The organism is Paenibacillus sp. J22TS3, assembly GCF_018403205.1.
Lineage (GTDB): Bacteria > Bacillota > Bacilli > Paenibacillales > Paenibacillaceae > Fontibacillus > Fontibacillus tuaregi.
The window spans coordinates 439,976-456,796 of sequence record NZ_BOSF01000003.1 but is presented as its reverse complement, the minus strand read 5'-3'; the positions used below and the strand labels follow the sequence as shown (position 1 = coordinate 456,796).

The window sequence follows — 16,821 nt, the reverse complement described above, 5'->3', positions numbered from 1 at the left end:
CTCTGTATAGAGGGCTTTTTGAATTTGGGGGAAAGTGGGCAGCATGTGGAAGTGAGGGAATGTATACGACACGCTGAGAGGAGGAACGATGGTGCTTATTTCCGGCAGACTGAAGGTATACAAGTCCGCAATCCGGGCCCTCCCGTCCTCTAGACGGTTAACTCCCACGGACCTTCTAACTCCGGACTTTCTGATGGAGCAGAGCGGGCCGATTCAAATGTACTATGCACCGCATAATGAGTATTTGAATGCCTCAGCCTCCGTGGTAATCACCGGAATTACACCGGGCTGGACCCAGATGCGGGCCGCTTACGAATCAGCCGCTGCAAGCCTGGCCGAAGGGCTCGGGGACGCAGAGGTCTGTATGAAATCGAAGAAAGCAGCCAGCTTCGCCGGCCCGATGCGGAACAATCTGATTAACATGCTGGATGAGCTTGGGCTTCAGACAGTTCTAAAGCTCCCGACCTGCAGGGAGCTGTTCGGGCAGGAGAGAACGCTGCTTCATACCACTTCACTTCTGCGTTTTCCCGTATTTGTCCATGGAAAGAACTATACGGGCGCAAGTCCTGCTCTGCTATCCCATGCCTTATTAAGGAATAGGGGGCTTGGTTTTATCCGGGAGGAGCTTGCGCTGCTGGATCAGAGGGCCTTGATCATTCCACTGGGGAAGGCGGTGGAACAGACTATGCGGGCAGCCCAGAAGGAGGGCTGGCTTGAGGGACGACACATTTTGTGGGGCTTCCCTCACCCCTCCGGGGCGAACGGGCATAGAGTCAGCCAGTTCCGGGCTAATTTTGAGCAGATGAGGGCGGCGGTTCACGGGTTGTTCAGATCGCCCTATCACCGTTAAGCCAGCCGTGCCCCGAGACGCTGTGCTTCTTTCAGCCAGCCCTGCCGCAGCGATTCTGACGAGGTCTTTACTGGACCAATCTCCGTTATTCGCACGGGTGCAATCCCGCAGAACCCCAAAATGCTTCGCTTCATGATATGGTGCCCTGCCTGCTTCAAGATCCACCTGTAATACCAATGGGGAGTATCCATGGTGACGATCAGCCGGGCGGTTCTGCCGCCAAGCAGCTTTTTCTGCAGTAGGGAATTCGGCTCTGTCTTATAAGAGTAACCTGGCAGGAAGGTACGGTCGAAGAAGCCCTTCATGATGGCAGGCATGGTCCCCCACCAGGTGGGATAGACAAAGACCAGGTGCTCCGCCCACTTCATTGTATCCTGGGCTGCGAGAAGATCCTCTTCCAGCTCCATGCGCTTGCTGTAACCATACATTAAGTTGGGATTGAAGTTCAGCTTGCCGAGCTCGATGGTCCGTACCTCTGCTCCGCTGCTGCGGGCTCCTTCCACATAAGCATCCATTAGTCCTTGGCACAAGCTGCCAGGGTATGGATGTCCGTTAATAACCGCGATTCTTTTCATATTCTTGTTTCCTCCTCTGGGTCTGAGCCTGCTGGCTCATGGATTGCGCTGAACCGGTTCCACGGTTCATGCTAGAATAGGTTTATAGATGTAATTTTATTGTTTAAAATCCTGATCATATATGATCAAAGGCGTCATAAACCTGTTGATAAGCGCAAGTGGAGGTGTAACAGCTATGCCCAGCCGGGGAATTTCAGTGGCTTTCTTAATTCCTATGATGAGGGGACTTCTGCGAAAAGGTTATGACTGGGCTGATTTCTGCACGGTCGCTTCAGTGGATATGAACATGCTCCAGGATGTGGAAAGCAGGCTGCCTGAAGAGGAATTTACACGGATCGTCACGGAGGCAGCCCGCTACACGGGAGACGAGCTATTCGGGCTTCATCAGGGACAGGAAGTAACCCTGTCCGATCTTGGGGTGCTTGGTTATGTGATGATGCATTCGAAGACGATCGGGGAGGCCCTGACCACATATCAAAAATATAATATGCTTGCATGCGGCGGTTATAACGCCGCCTATCAGATGGACGGGGAGGATATCGTGATTCGTCTCTACGCTGTCAACCCGGCCGTTGCTCTCTCCAGGCATTGTATAGAAGACATGGCCAGTTCCCTTTGTTACGCCATGAAGGGACTGGCTGGCAAGCAGATTGGGCCCAAAGAGGTCGCCTTCTGTCATGAACCAGGTCAGAACATTAACGAGTATGCCCATGTCTTCGGAGTAATGCCCAAGTTCAGGCAGGAGCAGAATATACTGCGAATGAGTCAAGATATCTGGGATTATCCGGTTCTTAGCTCGGATTCCCGTCTTAAAGGGGTATTTGAGGCCATAGCGGAGGAGGCCAAGCACCGTTTGATCCAAGGCGCGAAGCTTACGGATAAGCTGTATCACTGGATCATTGAAAGCATGCCGGCCCGGTTCCCCTCCTTGCAGGAGGCGGCCATGGCTATCCGGATGAGCGCAAGAAGCCTTCAGGCGAAGCTTAAGCAGGAGGGGACCTCATATAACCGGCTGGCGAACCGGGTTAGGAGGGAGCTCGCCCTTGGTTACCTGGCCAATCCCGAATACAATATGGCTGAGATCGCCTATCTGCTTCATTTTTCGGAGCCCAGCGCTTTTCAGAGCACGTTCAAAAAGTGGATGGGGATATCGCCGGGTCAGTACCGGCTTATGCTTAAGGAAAGGGCCAGCTCTGGGGAGGTATTGGCCAGCAGCTGAGGTATCAATGGGGGATTTCTTTACGCATTCCTTAGGGGGCAGCCGGTTGATGTGACATGAATAGTCCGAAGGGGACCCGGCAAATGATAGTTAAATCTGTATAGAGTCTCCAAATCGGTTACAATGAGAAGAGTACTTATATAGGAGGTACGTCATGTCTAAAGATGAAGTAATCATGACCAGAGAAGGGTACGCACAGCTCGAACGCGAGCTTGAGGAGCTGACCACAGTCAAACGCAGGGAGCTTGCTGAGCGTCTCAAGACAGCCATCAGCTATGGGGACCTTAAAGAGAACAGTGAGTATCATTCCGCGAAGAACGACCAGTCCTTCATGGAGACGCGGGTTCTGACCATTGAGCGCATGCTCAAGAATGCCAGGATTGTCGATAGCATCGACAACTCGGTGGTACAGGTAGGCTCTGTTGTTATTCTTAATGATGTGGAGTTCGATGAACGGATTGAATACCGGATTGTTGGGCCTGCCGAAGCGGATGTGTCCGAGAATAGAATCTCTTATGAAAGCCCGCTGGGCGTGGCACTCATGGGCAAATCCGTAGGCGATAAGATCAGTGTGGATGCGCCAATGGGCCAGATCGAATATGAATTGCTGGAGATCAAAGGATTGGAATAGCGGGTATCCGCAGTATAGTCGGCATAAGCATAAAGCAGCTTCCCCTGCCTGTAGACAGGCAGAGGGGCTGCTTTTTTGTACGTGGAATACACCAGATTAGCTGTTATATTTAAAAGGTTACAAACCCCATAGCTTGCTTGGCGGCAAGCAGGGTTTCGGAGGCAACACGGGCTGCGCGCTCCGCACCGTCTTTGAGAATCCGGTCCAGTTCAGTCGAATCTACGATCTCCCGAAATTTCTCCTGGATCGGAGTTAGCCGGGCAACCACAACTTCAGCCAGATCTTTCTTGAATGTGCCGTAGCCCTGTCCCTGATAACGCTGTTCAATGACCGGAATAGGCTCCCCTGAGAAAATCGCATAAATCTCAATCAGATTGCTGACAGCCGGCTTGTTGTCCCAGTCATATCTTACCTGCATGTCGGAATCCGTCACTGCACGGGACAGCTTCTTGCGGATGTCGTCCGGAGTATCCTGGAGAAGAATGTAGCTGCTCTTGTTCGGATTGCTCTTGCTCATCTTCTTGGCCGGATCATCCAGGCTCATGATTCGTGAGCCAAGGTCCTGAATCACAGGCTCCGGGACCACAAAGGTATGGCCATAGCGCTTGTTGAACCGCTCCGCCAGGTTGCGGGTCAGCTCAAGGTGCTGCTTCTGGTCTTCCCCGACAGGGACATGGGTGGCCTGATACAGAAGGATGTCCGCAGCCATCAGGGCAGGATAAGTAAATAAGGCGGAGCTGACCGCGTCCTGGCCTTCAGACTTCTCTTTAAACTGCGTCATTCTGCTGAGCTCGCCGAAATAGGATTGGGTCTCCATCAACCACCCAAGCTCGGCATGGCCGCTAACCTGGGATTGCAGAAAAATGGCCGATTTGTTCGGGTCGACCCCAGCTGCGATGTAGTAAGCGGCGATATCCCGTGAGCGCTGATGCAGCTCCTTCGGGTCCTGATAGACGGTCACGGCGTGCAGATCCGGGACGAAATAGTAACATTCGTAGTCATGCTGGAGCTGCACGAACTGGTGCAGGGCGCCGCCGTACCCGCCAATGTTCAAGTCTCCGCTGGGTTTGATGCCGGATAGAATACGTTTCATGTTTATCTTCCTCCTAAAAAAGTATACATAACAAAAAGACACCTCATCCCTACTAGGGACGAAGTGTCAGCTCCGCGGTACCACCCGATTTCGGCACAAGGCCGCTCTCCAACATGGCGGGATTGAACGCCAAAGCCGTGGCGTATCCGATCATGCCTCCTTAGGATAACGGGGGAGAACCGTCAGCGCCTACTGCCCTGCCGTCAGCAGAAGTTCGGGCTGAAGCGAAGAGACCCATTCACTTACTCTTTAGTACCGGACCTCACACCAACCGCCGGCTCGCTTGAACTGTCCAAGTAAGCTACTCCTTCTCTTCTTAGCCGTTTCATTTTTAGATTGGAACTATTTTTGCATAAAAGGCAGGTGCAAGTCAAGGGAACGTCGATGCAGGTCAATGCACGTCAAGGGCACGTCAATGCACAAAAGAAATAAACGTTCATTTCATTCAATTCACCCATATAGTAGTATTTATTACATACGGGGGTTCTTGATGATGCATGAGTATGTACCTCATCCCCTAAGAAGGAGGGTAACACCGTGAATGTATGGCTGGCTATTGCTATTGTGTTGATTATTGTGGTCGTTACGGTCTATTTATATATCCGCCTGCACCCGATATTTGGTGGGAGACCTTCAGAAGAAACCAGGAAGCGGATGAACCAATCGGGCCATTACAGCAAAGGGAAATTTATTAACCTCTTGGAAACCTCGGTGGATCACGGCCTCAAGAATACCTTCTCCATCTTGAGGGATATGCTTAAGAAGGACGTTGGCAGAAGACCTGCAAAGCCATTAAAGGTGGTTCCGTATACATCCAGTTCCAACCCGCCGGAAACGGCAGCGGTAACGTGGTTTGGCCACTCGGCCCTGCTGCTTGAGCTTGACGGCAAGCGGATTTTCCTCGACCCTATGCTCGGAAGGGCTCCTTCACCGACCCCTATCGTGGGTGGGAAACGGTACAGCGACCGGCTGCCCTGTGAGATTGATGAGCTGCCTGAGTTGGACGCGGTGATTCTCTCCCATGATCACTATGATCATCTGGATTTTGTGTCTATTCTAAAGCTCAGAGACAAGGTCAAGACGTTCTTCGTGCCCCTTGGGGTTGCTGGCCATCTCGAGCGTTGGGGGGTGCACCCGGGACGCATTCGGGAGTATGACTGGGGGGAAGAAGGCGATCTTGATGGAATTAGACTGGTATGTACACCAGCCCGGCACTTCTCGGGGCGAAGCCTGTCCGGCAATTCAACCCTTTGGTGTTCATGGGCCATTCACGGGCGTGAGGCCCGGATATTTTACAGTGGTGACAGCGGCTACGGGCCGCATTTTGCCGAGATCGGCAGGAAATATGGGCCCTTCGATCTGACCCTGATGGAATGCGGGCAGTACGATCCAAGATGGGCCAGCATCCATATGGTTCCTGAGGAGTCTGTCCAGGCGCATGAGGATGTGCGGGGGCATGTGATGCTGCCGATTCATTGGGGCGCCTTCACGCTGGCCTTGCATCCCTGGACCGAGCCAGTGGAGCGGGCGCGCGTGGAAGCCGCTAGGCGGGGAGTCGTTCTAACGACTCCCCGGATCGGTGAGACGGTTAGGCTTGGCCCGGGGGCCGAGTACCCGTCCTCGACATGGTGGAGGACGGCAGATTAGAATATATTCGCTCATGTCACAATCCAAGGGACCGTGTTGTCTTCTGTATATATCCCCTTAGGAGGCGATGACCATGAGTTTAAGATTTAATTACCGTAAGGCAAATCCGGCAGCGTATGAGGCGATGCTGACGTTTGACAGTTCTATGGCAAAAAGCGGGATCGATCCACTCCTGTATGAGCTGATCAAGATTCGGGCCTCGCAAATAAACGGCTGCTCCTTCTGTATCGATTATCATACCAAAGACTTGATGAAGCTGGGCGAATCAACCCAGCGCGTTATTCTGCTGAGCGTGTGGCGGGAGGTCCCGATCTACACGGACAAAGAGAAGGCGGCACTGGAGCTGACGGAATATGTAACCCGGATCTCTGAGGCCGGTGTGCCAGACTCAGTTTATGAGAATGTGAGGAAGCATTTTAGCGAGAAAGAATATATTGATCTTGTCATGGCTGTTAATGTTATTGGCAGCTGGAACCGGCTGGCGATAGCTACCGGGATGTACCCGGGATGTATGGGTTAACCCAGAGTCTGGAGCAATTGTTCAGATAGACTGCTTGCAAGGCACCCTGGAGAGCCGTCTGATGTGGAGCCCAGCTCTTCCGCCCGAATGAGGCCATGCCAAGAATCTAGTGACACCGGGAGGGAGAACGATGGTGAATGGCAAGCTGAATATAGAGGCTCACCAGGATAAGGCTGAAGCGCTTGACGGAGGCAACGCCCCTCAGGGGAAAGATTTAGAGCAGCTGTACCGGTCTTACCGCCCTTATGCATTTATGGTGGCTTACCGCCTGCTCGGCTCCGTCTCTGATGCGGAGGATGTGGTTCAGGATTGGTTCACGGAAATGCATGGCCGACCGCTATCCACAGTTGAGAACTGGAAGGCCTATACAGCCAGATCGATCACGAACCGCTGCCTTAACTTGATGAAATCGGCCCGCCGCCGGAGAGAAGGTTACGTGGGTGAATGGCTTCCGGAGCCGCTGCCTCATTCGTACTGGACCCCGGCATTGATGGATGGCCCCTACGAGGCTGCTGAGCAGGCCGATACGCTGTCCTACGCTTACCTTGTTATGCTGGAGAAGCTGTCCGCTGCGGAGCGGGTTGTGTTCGTGCTAAGGGAGATGTTTGAGTACGATTACGGGACCATTTCGGATATTCTGGGCAAGTCGGAGGTTAGCTGCCGCAAAATCTTCAGCCGCGCCAGGCAGCGCCTGGCTGGGGAGTCAGCCACAAATCTGGACTATGATGTTGCCAGCGGCACACCCAGCCATAAGCTTAAATTGATGAACCGGTTCGTAGAAGCTGTTCAGCATTATGATGCGCCTGCGTTGATGGAACTGCTGACAGATGATGCGGTGCTGATCTCTGACGGCGGTGGCAAGGTAAGATCGGCCATCAACCCCATTATCAGCCGGAAAAGAGTCTTGGCTCTGCTTACTTCCCGGCGGGCCTTCCGCAAGCTGCGGGAATGGGATATCCGGAACATGGACATGCATGACGGCCAGAGCCTTGTCTACTATGATGAGCTTGGCCAAGCCAAGGTTGTCATTACCCTTGAGCTTGCACCGGATGGGGAACGGATTCAGCAGGTATTTATTATCATGAACCCGGATAAGCTCCGCTATCTTCCAAAGCTGACTTCTTGAGTTCTAAAAGGAGGGTGATTTTGCTCTCCTTTTGTATGATGCCCCTGGTTTGTTCGATTCTAAAGGCTTTGCATACACTTCAGCATAAAGCCAGAAGAGCCGTCCGGTCCGCCGGTTCAGTCAGTGGCTTTGCTACAAACCTAGCCGCCATTGCGCCCTGTCCAGCTTCCCGGCTGATGATCTATCGTGGAGTGATTTCCACATGGAGGCCCTCAAAATTCAGTTTTTTCATATTGTAATTCCCCTGGGCAGCTAAGGCTGCTCTATTTTTGATTTAGATAATAATATAATTTCATTGCAACAAAAGTTTAGGTATAAACCAATATGGTTACGCCAGAGTAAGAGCGGACAGGCTATGCTACAATAGCTTTAACCCGCACGGCACGGATGCCGGGGGCGCGAATGCAGCACAAATGCAGACAATGCAGCACGAATTCATATCCTAGTGAGGTTAAAACCATGAATATAGAACGTTTTGAAGATGCGGGTCTTAGCGGGGATCTGGTACGGGCCTTGAAAGGGCTTGAATACGAAAAGCCTACCGGGGTGCAGCGCCAGGTCATCCCACGTTTGCTCGCTGGCAGGGACATTGTGGTCAAATCACAGACAGGAAGCGGTAAGACGGGAGCTTATGCCATCCCTCTGTGCCAACTGGTGGAGTGGGAGGAGAACAAGCCGCAGGCTCTGATTCTTGTGCCTACGCGCGAGCTGGCGGTCCAGGTTAAGGAGGACATCACCAACATTGGCCGGTTCAAGCGGATTAAAGCGGCGGCGGTCTTTGGAAGACAGCCCTTTGCGGCGCAAAAGCTGGAGCTGAAGCAGAAGAATCATATCGTCGTAGGCACTCCTGGACGGGTGCTTGATCATATCGGGCGCGGTTCCTTGCCTCTTGAGAAGCTTAAATATCTTGTTGTTGATGAGGCGGATGAGATGCTGAATATGGGCTTCATTGAGCAGGTAGAGTCCATCATTCAGGCTCTTCCGGCCGAACGTGTCACGGTTCTGCTGTCCGCCACACTTCCTCCGGATGTGGATGGACTAAGCCAGCGGTACATGAAGGACCCTGAATATGTAGAAATTGAAGGAACCGGAGGTGTAACCGTCAGTCTAATTGACCATACCCGGATTACAGTCCGGGAGGAAGACAAACCCGAGGTGCTGAACCGGCTGCTTATTACCCGGAATCCGGACAGCTGTATTATCTTCTGCAACACCCAGGACCAAGTGGATCAAGTGTTCAGGGAATTGGCACGGCGGGACTACCCGGTGGACCGGATTCACGGGGGGATGGTTCAGGAGGACCGCCTGGAGGTGATGAACGCGTTCAGGCGCGGGCAGTTCCGCTACCTGGTTGCGACGGATGTCGCTGCCCGGGGGATTGATATCGAGAACATTACCCATGTTATCAATTATGATTGTCCTATGGATAAGGAGGGCTACGTTCATCGGACAGGCCGTACGGGCCGGGCGGGACATGCCGGGCAGGCAATGACCCTTGTTACGGCTTACGAGGAAGGCCGGTACCTATCTGATATCGAGCACTATATTGGCTTTTCCATCCCTGTTGTGGGAATCCCCGATGAGGGAAAGGTTCGGGCGGACCTAGGGGCTTTTGAACAGAAAATTCACGCCCGCCGTGCGCTCAGAACAGAAAAAAGCGAGCAGCTGAACCAAGGTATTATGAAGCTGTATTTCAATGGGGGGAAGAAGAAGAAGCTGCGGGCTGTCGACTTCGTGGGCACCATTGCCCGGATTGACGGGGTAACGGCCGAGGATATCGGCATCATTACGATTCAGGACAATGTCAGTTACGTTGAGATTCTCAACGGTAAGGGGCCGCATGTGCTTCAGGTGATGAAGAACACCACGATCAAAGGAAAGCAGCTTAAGGTGCACAAAGCGAATAAGTGAAGGAACGGAAAATTACAGCAAGATAAGCCTCCAGCCTGCGGTGTGGTGCTGCATGACGGGTGTCAACCGAAGGGCGCCTGCTGTTTACGTCTTCTGGAATAACCGTGAAGCGCATCGACAGACCTCGCACCGGACTGTACAAATACCCCCTAATGCTCTTTGAATAAAGCTGCGGGGGTAAGGGCTCCTTAGTAAGTGAGCATAAAGGATTTGTCAGATGAGTGTATGACGTTTCGACACAGCTCATGTGATGATGATGCGCGTCGTCAACGACCAACACGTACTATGTCCCTCGTCCCTCGGTCAACTGGCGGGGCTGACCGCGTTATCCGGGGGTGCTGAGGGCCCTGTTAATGCACTTGAAAGCTAGAGAAAATGCGGCTAGCCGCACACGATCACCTGCCGGATGAAGCCGCCTTTGCGGACAGCGCCGCGGTCCTTCTCGATCAAGCCGGCCTGTGTGATCATCTCATCCATGGATTCCACACTGATGAGAACCACCTTGTCCGCAATGCGGCGGGCGTGCTCCAAAATATGCAGCTGCGCCGCCTGCGTAGCCTTGGAGAAGTGATTGTAAGGCATGTCCACAATGGCGACATCATAGTGCTCCTTAATATCCGCGATATCTCCAAGCGTGACGGGCGCATCATATCCGAAATGCGCCAGGTTCTCGCGGGCGCCCTTGGCAATATGCGGATTGATGTCCCTTCCGACGATGTGGATTCCCATCGACAGGGCTTCGATCATCACGGTGCCGATTCCGCAGCACGGGTCAATGACCCGGACTCCCTTAGGTTCCGGAACGGCAATATTGGCGGCGGCTCGGGCTACCCGTGTGCTGAGCGCGATGGAGTAGCTGCGCGGCTTCTTCATATGATGCAGCCAGACCGCCGTGCTCTTGTGATAACGGCCGAAGTACCAGCGTCCCTCCATAGGAACCAGCCCGAACCAATGATCAGGCCGGTTCACGTCGGCTTCGCCTTCGATATGCAGGCCGATCTCGCGTTCAATCGCCCGGCGTTCATCATATTCAATCCTGCTGCTGCCGGTCAGGTCGTTGGTCTTGACGAAGATGACCTTGAACGTATCCTCGCCAAGCTCAATCTGTCTTACCTGGCGCAGAATATCGTCCAGCCGGTCACCTTCATACATAATGTCAATGCGCTCGCGGATAAAGGGACTGCGGCTTGGATCAATTCGATGGCTGCTCTTCAGCAGAGGGGTCTTCGTAATGAAGCCGAAGAGTGACCTCATCTCAAGCTGGCAGAGGGAGACCTCTTCCTCAGGCCAAGCATAAGTGTATATATATTCGGGTATGTTCAATGTATAATCATCCTTTACTGGGACTTTGCAGGCCGGTGCCTGCATCTATTATATGATAAAAGATTGGAGTGCAGTGCAATGACACAGCCTAATGTGAAAATGGACCCCGTGAAAGCAGCGGGGCTGCTTGAGAAATGGATATCCTTCTACGACATGAATGATCCCAAGGCATGGGATAAAGAAGAGTACGGATTCGTCAAAGACACCTGCAAGGCGATGCAGCTGTCGGCCCAGGTCCTGCGGGGCAAGGGGGCTTCGGTGAAGCCCGCACAGCGTCAGGCTGCAGCGGCTCAGCTTCTGGACTGGGTGGACGAGTACGAGATGGACAACCCGGGCAGCTGGGAGAAGGAGAATGTGTCTTTTGTGAAAGAGGTTGTCCAGGCTATTACGTTTGCTGCCTCATACTTGAATGGAAAATAAACCTGAAGGCCGTCCTTTGTTAACTTAAAGGGCGGTTTTCTTATAGTTCCAAGCATAAAGATAATTTAATCTTACAATAGTCCGGGTAATGCCTACCTGAATCTCTGTCCTCCGGTTAATCAGCTTGCGTATAATTAGGATGTAAACGCATTATTTAACATAAGCGTGATCAGATAAGGAGATGATCGTATGACTTTCAGCCGCCAGGAAATTCTGCAGCGTTTGAACACCAAGGTTAAAGAAGGAAAATACATCATGGGTGGAGGAGCCGGTACAGGGATCAGCGCCAAGTTTGAAGAGGCCGGGGGAATAGACCTGATTGTCATCTATAATTCAGGCCGCTACCGGATGGCCGGGCATGGTTCATTGGCGGGTCTTATGCCATACGGGGATGCCAATGGCGTAGTGATGGAAATGGCCAGCGAGGTCCTTCCGGTAGTCCGAAATACACCGGTTCTGGCCGGAGTATGCGGTACAGATCCGATGAGGATGATGCACCGATTCCTGCAGCAGGTAAAGGCCGAAGGCTTCGCCGGGGTACAGAACTTCCCTACGGTAGGTCTGATCGACGGCAACTTCCGGCTGAACCTTGAAGAGACAGGCATGGGTTATGACCGCGAGGTTGAGATGATCCGGACTGCTCACGAGCTGGATCTGCTGACCACTCCTTACGTCTTTAGCGCAGAGGATGCTGTTAAGATGACTGAGGCTGGAGCTGATATCCTGGTCATTCATATGGGTCTGACCACGTCAGGAACGATTGGGGCCCAGTCTGCCAAGACGCTGGACCAGTGTGTGGAAGAGATGAATAAGATTGCTGAGGCAGCTCTGGCTATCCGGGAGGACATTCTGATTCTTTGTCACGGCGGACCTATAGCTGAGCCTGAGGATGCGGCTTATGTACTTGAGAGATGTCCGAAGCTTCATGGGTTCTATGGGGCAAGTTCCATGGAACGGCTACCCACAGAAAGGGCAATCCGCGAACAGACCGAGCGATTTGTAAACATAGTTAGACCACAATAAGGAGGCAATAGCTATGAGTACCGTTGCACTGCTGGGAACGATGGATACGAAAGGTACGGAGTATGCGTATATCCGTCAATGTCTGGAAGCTCAAGGGCTGAAGACGCTGCTAATTAATGTCGGTGTATTTGAAGGGGCATCGCTGCCCGTGGATGTTACCGCTGATGAAGTAGCTATGGCGGCGGGGGCGGATCTGGAGGAGCTCCGGGCGGGGCGCGACCGCGGCCGGGCGATCTCGGTCATGGCGAAGGGGGCCGAGGTGGTCCTGGCCCGTCTATATGAACAGCGTCGTATTGACGGGGTGCTGGCGCTTGGGGGCTCGGGTGGTTCGTCCATTGCCTGTCAAGGCATGAGAGCTCTCCCGATTGGAGTTCCCAAAGTGATGGTATCAACGGTGGCGGGTTCGGATGTATCCTCTTATGTCGGCACCAAAGACATTGTCATGATACCGAGCATTGTGGATATCTCGGGGATTAACAAAATCAGCCGGGATGTGCTCTCCAAAGCGGCGGGAGCAATCGGCGGAATGGTCACGGCCAGGGTTCAGGCCGGTGAGGACAAGCCCTTGATTGCCGCATCTATGTTCGGCAACACCACGGAAGGGGTCGAGCTGGCCAAGGCGCAGGTGGAGAAGGCAGGCTATGAAGTGCTTGTGTTTCACTGCACCGGCAACGGAGGCAGGACGATGGAGAGCCTGATTGAATCCGGCATGATCTCGGGCGTGCTTGATATTACAACGACGGAATGGGCGGATGAGCTGGTTGGCGGGATCTTCGGTGCGGGACCGGACCGCTTGTCGGCCGCGGCCAAGAACGGCATCCCTGCGGTTGTCGTGCCCGGCTGCCTGGACATGGTAAACTTCGGGGCGAGAGAGACCGTGCCTGCCCGGTTTGAAGGCCGCCTCTTCTATCAGCATAACCCGAATGTCACACTGATGCGGACGACACCAGAGGAATGTGAGGAACTGGGAAAAAGAATCGCCGAGCATCTGAACCAGAGCACCGGACCGGTATCGGTTGCGATTCCGCTTAGAGGAATCAGTGTAATATCAGCCGAAGACCAGCCGTTCTACTGGCCTGAAGCGGATGAAGCTCTGTTCCGTTCCCTGAAGAAGAACTTGAGACCGGGAATCCCGGTAGCGGAGCTCGACTGCAACATCAATGATGCGCCGTTTGCTGAATTCTGTGCAAAGCTGCTGCTGACCTTGATTGAAGAAGCCAAAGCAACGGTATAATAGACTGCAACCATAGCAATAGCCATAACTTAGAGGCATGATTACAGGCAAGAAGCGGCGGCTTACTTCAAAGAGTGCTGCCGCTTCCAGTCGCTTGGGGTCATGCCGGTTTCTTTTTTGAACAGGCGGCTGAAATAGGAGGCATCCTCATAACCGACCTGCACGGACGCTTCCTGAACCGTGCAGCTTGGCTCAAGAAGTGCTTCTTGAGCCGTTTTGATGCGCAGGCGGATCAGCCAGTCGGAGTAGCTTGTGCCGGTTTTCTTTCTGAACAGATAGCTCAGATAGTTCCGGTTCAGGTGCAGGGTGTCCGCCAGTTCTGCGAAGGTTCCCGGGTTTGCGAGGTGTTCAGTGACATATTGTGTAATGTACCCGATATAATCCGACCGCTGGATGGCTTCGTGCAGATCGAGCTGCCGTTTCAACTGCTCGTTCTCCGTCTTGATCTCTTCGTATTGCTTAAACAGCTCGGTAACCCTTACAATACTCTCCTCCGTAGGAATTCTCTCAAAGCTGGACCCTCCGATATAACCAACGGCTTCCGTGTTGCGGTAGACATACTCCGCGTTCTCCGGCGAATTGACGGGTCCTCCGTAGACCAGCTTAAGGGGGAGTCCTCCCTTCACGTGAAGGCTCTCAAACATGCCGCGGACAAGCTTGATGCTGTCCTCCAGGCTGACCGAGTGCTGCACACCTGTGCGGCCGCCGGTGGTGAAACCGAGGTGCGCACAGATGATGTCGGCCCCCGCCTCGTTCATCAGCCTGGCTTCCTGTTCGTTAAACACAAATGCTATTGTGAGAAGTCCAAGCTTACCGGCTTCACGGATAGCCTCGACCTCTCTTTCGAAGCGGATGCCGGACTCCTCCAGCGCCTCGCGGAATTGCCCGTCAATAAGACCAATGGTTGGATAGTTGGTTATGCCAGCGAAGCCGGCTTGTTTGATCTCAGCCAGAAGTTCATCCAGACGAAGAGCCGGATCTGTGGCACACAGACCGAAAATGCACGGTACCTCAGGAGATACGGAGCGGAGCACCTCACTGGTGCCAATATTCATAACCATATCATTGCTGCTTCCAAAAGGCAGAAGGCTGGCGGTGGAGCTGATGCCCATGAGCCGAAACCGTCCGGCATTCAGAACCAGAATCAGATCGGCTCCTCCCATGAATGCATACTGGGCAAACATTCCACAGCCGACAGCGGCCCCGATAATAGGTTTATGCTTGAGGGCGGCTTCGGACAGACGGGCAAGATACTTTGATTTATCATCCATAAACAGTGGCTCCATTTAAGAGAGAATTTGCTGCCGTTTTTATTATAACTCTCTAAACCTTCTATAAAAAACGGGTGCCAGCGGGATAGCAAAGGCTTATAGGGAAAGATACTTTGCATTTTGGAATATTCTACCTACGCTGATTGTAGGGTTTACCTTGTCTGATAGCCGCTGGGAGGGTGAACAGCCATATTGTATAATCACCCTTGAAGGAGTGATTTTTATTTTATTGGTGAAGATGAACAGACAAACGTTCCATTTGCTTAGGGATGACGAGTTGATTGAAGCGTGCTTTAATCCGCTGATTCAAAGGTACAAAGAGGAACAGCTTCTGGGAAATGACTTTACCCCTATGTTTAATCAGATGACACCGGGACAGATGGCCATGTTTGTGTTTCAGACGTACTACATACATGCCGCTGAATCTTTGAAAGAGTATTATTGGTGGAGCGCCTACTACCTGGCCACTGGGGAGAGATGGACTGGACTGAAGTCGTCGCTCAAGTTTTTTGGTGAGGATGAGCTGCTGCGTGTAGCCGAAGAGACGGAGCGCGTGCTGGTGGATTCGAACCACCCGCTTTCATTTGAAGGGTTCGATCTGTCCAGGGATCATCTCCATCAGCATCCGAAGCTGCTGGCTTCCATAGAGGCGCTGGAGGAGAAATTTCAGGACATTGTGCCCGGAACAATTGGGAGGATCGCGGCTTATATTCGGCAGCATCCAGAGGAGTTCATTGGTGAATTAGAATAAACTCTGTGATAAGGGCTGCTCCAAGTGAGCTGCCGCTTCTCCAGATTGGATAGTTCAAATCAAGGCCCTTTCCGGACGACAGGTCATGGAAAGGGCCTTTCTGATCGGGTAGACGGGCTGAGAATGCATATGAGTCATGCGATTGCAAGTGTCTCCTTTAATGTGTGAAAGAAATTATGGTTGATTAAAGAAATAAGATATATCATAATAATGAGAGAATAATAGACATTTTTACCTATATATCTACATATTTCGTGAATTTTTGGGCGCTAAGGCTTGCTTCTGTCAGCCTATATGATGCTTGATTATATCAATAAAAAGCATGGGAGATGAGCTTGTGATTTGTACGAATTGTAATCATCGGAATGAAGGTGGGAAGTTCTGTGAGAACTGCGGGGCAAGACTGCCGGTAGAGACGGCTGCAGCCGCTGAGCAGGCTGCCTCGATGGGCCACAGTCAAGAAGAGCAGGGCCGTCCAGGGCCCTCTTATAGCGGACCCTCTTACACAGGAGCTTCGGGAGCAGCTTCAGGACAGCCGAATGTGTATCTACAGAACGCGAAGAATGCATCCAGATCCTATTTCAATTATTTTGGAGCGATTCTGAAGAGACCTTTTGGCGTTACACAGCAGGTGGGAAGAGATCAGCTCATTTATGCGATTATCACTATAGTGATCTTCAGTGTGCTTGCGCCGCTGATGGTGTACTTTAATCTCGGCAGTGCCCGTAAGATCATGGACAGCCCTTTCTTAAATGTGGTGATCAAGCCGACAATTACCCTGGCGGTATTTATTGTGCTTATAGCTACGTTCAGTTTTGTGGCGATCAAGCTTGCGAAGGTTCAAGCCGGTTATCAGGACGTGTTGTCGAGATTCGGGGCGATGCTGGTTCCGTTCCTGGCCTTGCTTGCTGTCGCTTTTGTTCTATCGATTTTGCAGCTTGAGATTTTTGCATTCTTCTTAGCGGCCAGCTTCGTGGGACTCATGTTCATTGTGCCGCCGATGCTGATTGCCAGCTGGGTGAAGCCGGGCCATCAGGGTGGCCTGGATATGATCTACGGGGTACTGCTCACTTATGTAGCAACGATCATTACCATTGGGATTATCGGGGATGCGATTGAGCGGATTTTGCTGGATGCCACTCCATTTGGCATGCTGCGCGGTTTTTAATACTCTGAGATTTTAAAGTGAACTAACAATATAGGGTCAAGACACCTCCACTAATCCCT

At 52.5% G+C, this 16,821-nt stretch carries 16 protein-coding genes and 1 other annotated feature; of the genes, 12 read left to right on the top strand and 4 right to left on the bottom strand.

Going from position 1 to position 16,821, the window contains the following annotated elements:
• Positions 1 to 88: 88 nt before the first annotated feature.
• Positions 89 to 850 (top strand): uracil-DNA glycosylase family protein, encoded by a 762-nt coding sequence (locus KJS63_RS11720; protein WP_213619300.1) that lies wholly within the window; start codon positions 89 to 91, stop codon positions 848 to 850.
• Here the strand turns inward: KJS63_RS11720 and KJS63_RS11715 are convergent.
• On the bottom strand, positions 847 to 1,425 hold the full coding sequence (locus KJS63_RS11715) for an NAD(P)H-dependent oxidoreductase (protein WP_068621118.1): 579 nt from the start codon (positions 1,423 to 1,425) through the stop codon (positions 847 to 849). The two genes, KJS63_RS11720 and KJS63_RS11715, sit on opposite strands and share 4 nt — an antisense overlap.
• A gap of 175 nt (positions 1,426 to 1,600) precedes the next feature.
• Between KJS63_RS11715 and KJS63_RS11710 the strand changes: the two genes are divergently transcribed.
• Positions 1,601 to 2,644, top strand: a complete 1,044-nt coding sequence (locus KJS63_RS11710; RefSeq protein ID WP_213619299.1) for an AraC family transcriptional regulator — start codon at positions 1,601 to 1,603, stop codon at positions 2,642 to 2,644.
• 154 nt (positions 2,645 to 2,798) lie between these two features.
• Positions 2,799 to 3,275 (top strand): transcription elongation factor GreA, encoded by a 477-nt coding sequence (gene greA / locus KJS63_RS11705; RefSeq protein WP_213619298.1) that lies wholly within the window; start codon positions 2,799 to 2,801, stop codon positions 3,273 to 3,275.
• 109 nt (positions 3,276 to 3,384) lie between these two features.
• Here the strand turns inward: greA and trpS are convergent, their stop codons facing one another.
• The gene (gene trpS, locus KJS63_RS11700; protein ID WP_068621112.1) at positions 3,385 to 4,368 is read right to left on the bottom strand and encodes a tryptophan--tRNA ligase; all 984 of its coding nucleotides are present in this window, start codon (positions 4,366 to 4,368) and stop codon (positions 3,385 to 3,387) included.
• 51 nt (positions 4,369 to 4,419) lie between these two features.
• Positions 4,420 to 4,695, bottom strand: a binding site (T-box leader).
• 210 nt (positions 4,696 to 4,905) lie between these two features.
• Here trpS and KJS63_RS11695 point away from each other — a divergent pair.
• The 4 genes from KJS63_RS11695 (at position 4,906) to KJS63_RS11680 (ending at position 9,572) form a co-directional block, all read left to right on the top strand.
• Positions 4,906 to 6,015, top strand: coding sequence for an MBL fold metallo-hydrolase (locus KJS63_RS11695; protein WP_244862577.1), 1,110 nt, complete (start codon positions 4,906 to 4,908; stop codon positions 6,013 to 6,015).
• Between the two features lie 73 nt (positions 6,016 to 6,088).
• The gene (locus KJS63_RS11690; RefSeq protein WP_213619297.1) at positions 6,089 to 6,535 is read left to right on the top strand and encodes a carboxymuconolactone decarboxylase family protein; all 447 of its coding nucleotides are present in this window, start codon (positions 6,089 to 6,091) and stop codon (positions 6,533 to 6,535) included.
• A gap of 130 nt (positions 6,536 to 6,665) precedes the next feature.
• Positions 6,666 to 7,661: a sigma-70 family RNA polymerase sigma factor gene (locus tag KJS63_RS11685; protein WP_213619296.1), complete on the top strand. Its 996-nt coding sequence runs from the start codon at positions 6,666 to 6,668 to the stop codon at positions 7,659 to 7,661.
• A 459-nt stretch (positions 7,662 to 8,120) separates the two neighbouring features.
• Entirely contained in the window at positions 8,121 to 9,572 is a 1,452-nt protein-coding gene (locus KJS63_RS11680; protein ID WP_213619295.1) for a DEAD/DEAH box helicase, read from the top strand.
• 381 nt (positions 9,573 to 9,953) lie between these two features.
• On the opposite strand, the gene KJS63_RS11675 is transcribed toward KJS63_RS11680, so the two are convergent.
• The gene (locus tag KJS63_RS11675) at positions 9,954 to 10,940 is read right to left on the bottom strand and encodes a TRM11 family SAM-dependent methyltransferase (RefSeq protein ID WP_213619294.1); all 987 of its coding nucleotides are present in this window, start codon (positions 10,938 to 10,940) and stop codon (positions 9,954 to 9,956) included.
• Between the two features lie 33 nt (positions 10,941 to 10,973).
• On the opposite strand from KJS63_RS11675, the gene KJS63_RS11670 reads away from it, so the two are divergent.
• The 3 genes from KJS63_RS11670 to KJS63_RS11660 all read left to right on the top strand — a co-directional run bounded on the left by KJS63_RS11670 (position 10,974) and on the right by KJS63_RS11660 (position 13,572).
• Entirely contained in the window at positions 10,974 to 11,315 is a 342-nt protein-coding gene (locus KJS63_RS11670; protein WP_213619293.1) for a hypothetical protein, read from the top strand.
• 189 nt (positions 11,316 to 11,504) lie between these two features.
• Positions 11,505 to 12,338: a phosphoenolpyruvate hydrolase family protein gene (locus tag KJS63_RS11665; RefSeq protein ID WP_068621098.1), complete on the top strand. Its 834-nt coding sequence runs from the start codon at positions 11,505 to 11,507 to the stop codon at positions 12,336 to 12,338.
• 13 nt (positions 12,339 to 12,351) lie between these two features.
• Positions 12,352 to 13,572 (top strand): Tm-1-like ATP-binding domain-containing protein, encoded by a 1,221-nt coding sequence (locus tag KJS63_RS11660; protein WP_213619292.1) that lies wholly within the window; start codon positions 12,352 to 12,354, stop codon positions 13,570 to 13,572.
• A 62-nt stretch (positions 13,573 to 13,634) separates the two neighbouring features.
• Here KJS63_RS11660 and KJS63_RS11655 read toward each other — a convergent pair whose 3' ends face one another.
• Complete coding sequence (locus tag KJS63_RS11655; RefSeq protein ID WP_213619291.1) at positions 13,635 to 14,843, bottom strand: phosphoenolpyruvate hydrolase family protein; 1,209 nt, start codon at positions 14,841 to 14,843, stop codon at positions 13,635 to 13,637.
• A gap of 229 nt (positions 14,844 to 15,072) precedes the next feature.
• Here KJS63_RS11655 and KJS63_RS11650 point away from each other — a divergent pair, with 229 nt between their 5' ends.
• Together KJS63_RS11650 and KJS63_RS11645 are read left to right on the top strand one after the other, a co-directional pair.
• Entirely contained in the window at positions 15,073 to 15,594 is a 522-nt protein-coding gene (locus KJS63_RS11650) for a hypothetical protein (RefSeq protein WP_213619290.1), read from the top strand.
• A gap of 337 nt (positions 15,595 to 15,931) precedes the next feature.
• A complete protein-coding gene (locus KJS63_RS11645) occupies positions 15,932 to 16,762 on the top strand; it encodes a zinc ribbon domain-containing protein (protein WP_213619289.1) in 831 nt (276 codons plus the stop codon).
• Positions 16,763 to 16,821 lie beyond the last annotated feature (59 nt).

Coding starts and splice junctions, on each gene's coding strand:
- KJS63_RS11685 (WP_213619296.1), top strand. CDS start 6,666: ATGGTGAATGGCAAGCTGAATATAGAGGCTCACCAGGATAAGGCTGAA.
- KJS63_RS11670 (WP_213619293.1), top strand. CDS start 10,974: ATGACACAGCCTAATGTGAAAATGGACCCCGTGAAAGCAGCGGGGCTG.
- KJS63_RS11680 (WP_213619295.1), top strand. CDS start 8,121: ATGAATATAGAACGTTTTGAAGATGCGGGTCTTAGCGGGGATCTGGTA.
- KJS63_RS11715 (WP_068621118.1), bottom strand. CDS start 1,425: ATGAAAAGAATCGCGGTTATTAACGGACATCCATACCCTGGCAGCTTG.
- KJS63_RS11655 (WP_213619291.1), bottom strand. CDS start 14,843: ATGGATGATAAATCAAAGTATCTTGCCCGTCTGTCCGAAGCCGCCCTC.
- KJS63_RS11710 (WP_213619299.1), top strand. CDS start 1,601: ATGCCCAGCCGGGGAATTTCAGTGGCTTTCTTAATTCCTATGATGAGG.
- KJS63_RS11720 (WP_213619300.1), top strand. CDS start 89: ATGGTGCTTATTTCCGGCAGACTGAAGGTATACAAGTCCGCAATCCGG.
- KJS63_RS11675 (WP_213619294.1), bottom strand. CDS start 10,940: ATGCAGGCACCGGCCTGCAAAGTCCCAGTAAAGGATGATTATACATTG.
- KJS63_RS11690 (WP_213619297.1), top strand. CDS start 6,089: ATGAGTTTAAGATTTAATTACCGTAAGGCAAATCCGGCAGCGTATGAG.
- KJS63_RS11665 (WP_068621098.1), top strand. CDS start 11,505: ATGACTTTCAGCCGCCAGGAAATTCTGCAGCGTTTGAACACCAAGGTT.
- greA (WP_213619298.1), top strand. CDS start 2,799: ATGTCTAAAGATGAAGTAATCATGACCAGAGAAGGGTACGCACAGCTC.
- KJS63_RS11660 (WP_213619292.1), top strand. CDS start 12,352: ATGAGTACCGTTGCACTGCTGGGAACGATGGATACGAAAGGTACGGAG.
- trpS (WP_068621112.1), bottom strand. CDS start 4,368: ATGAAACGTATTCTATCCGGCATCAAACCCAGCGGAGACTTGAACATT.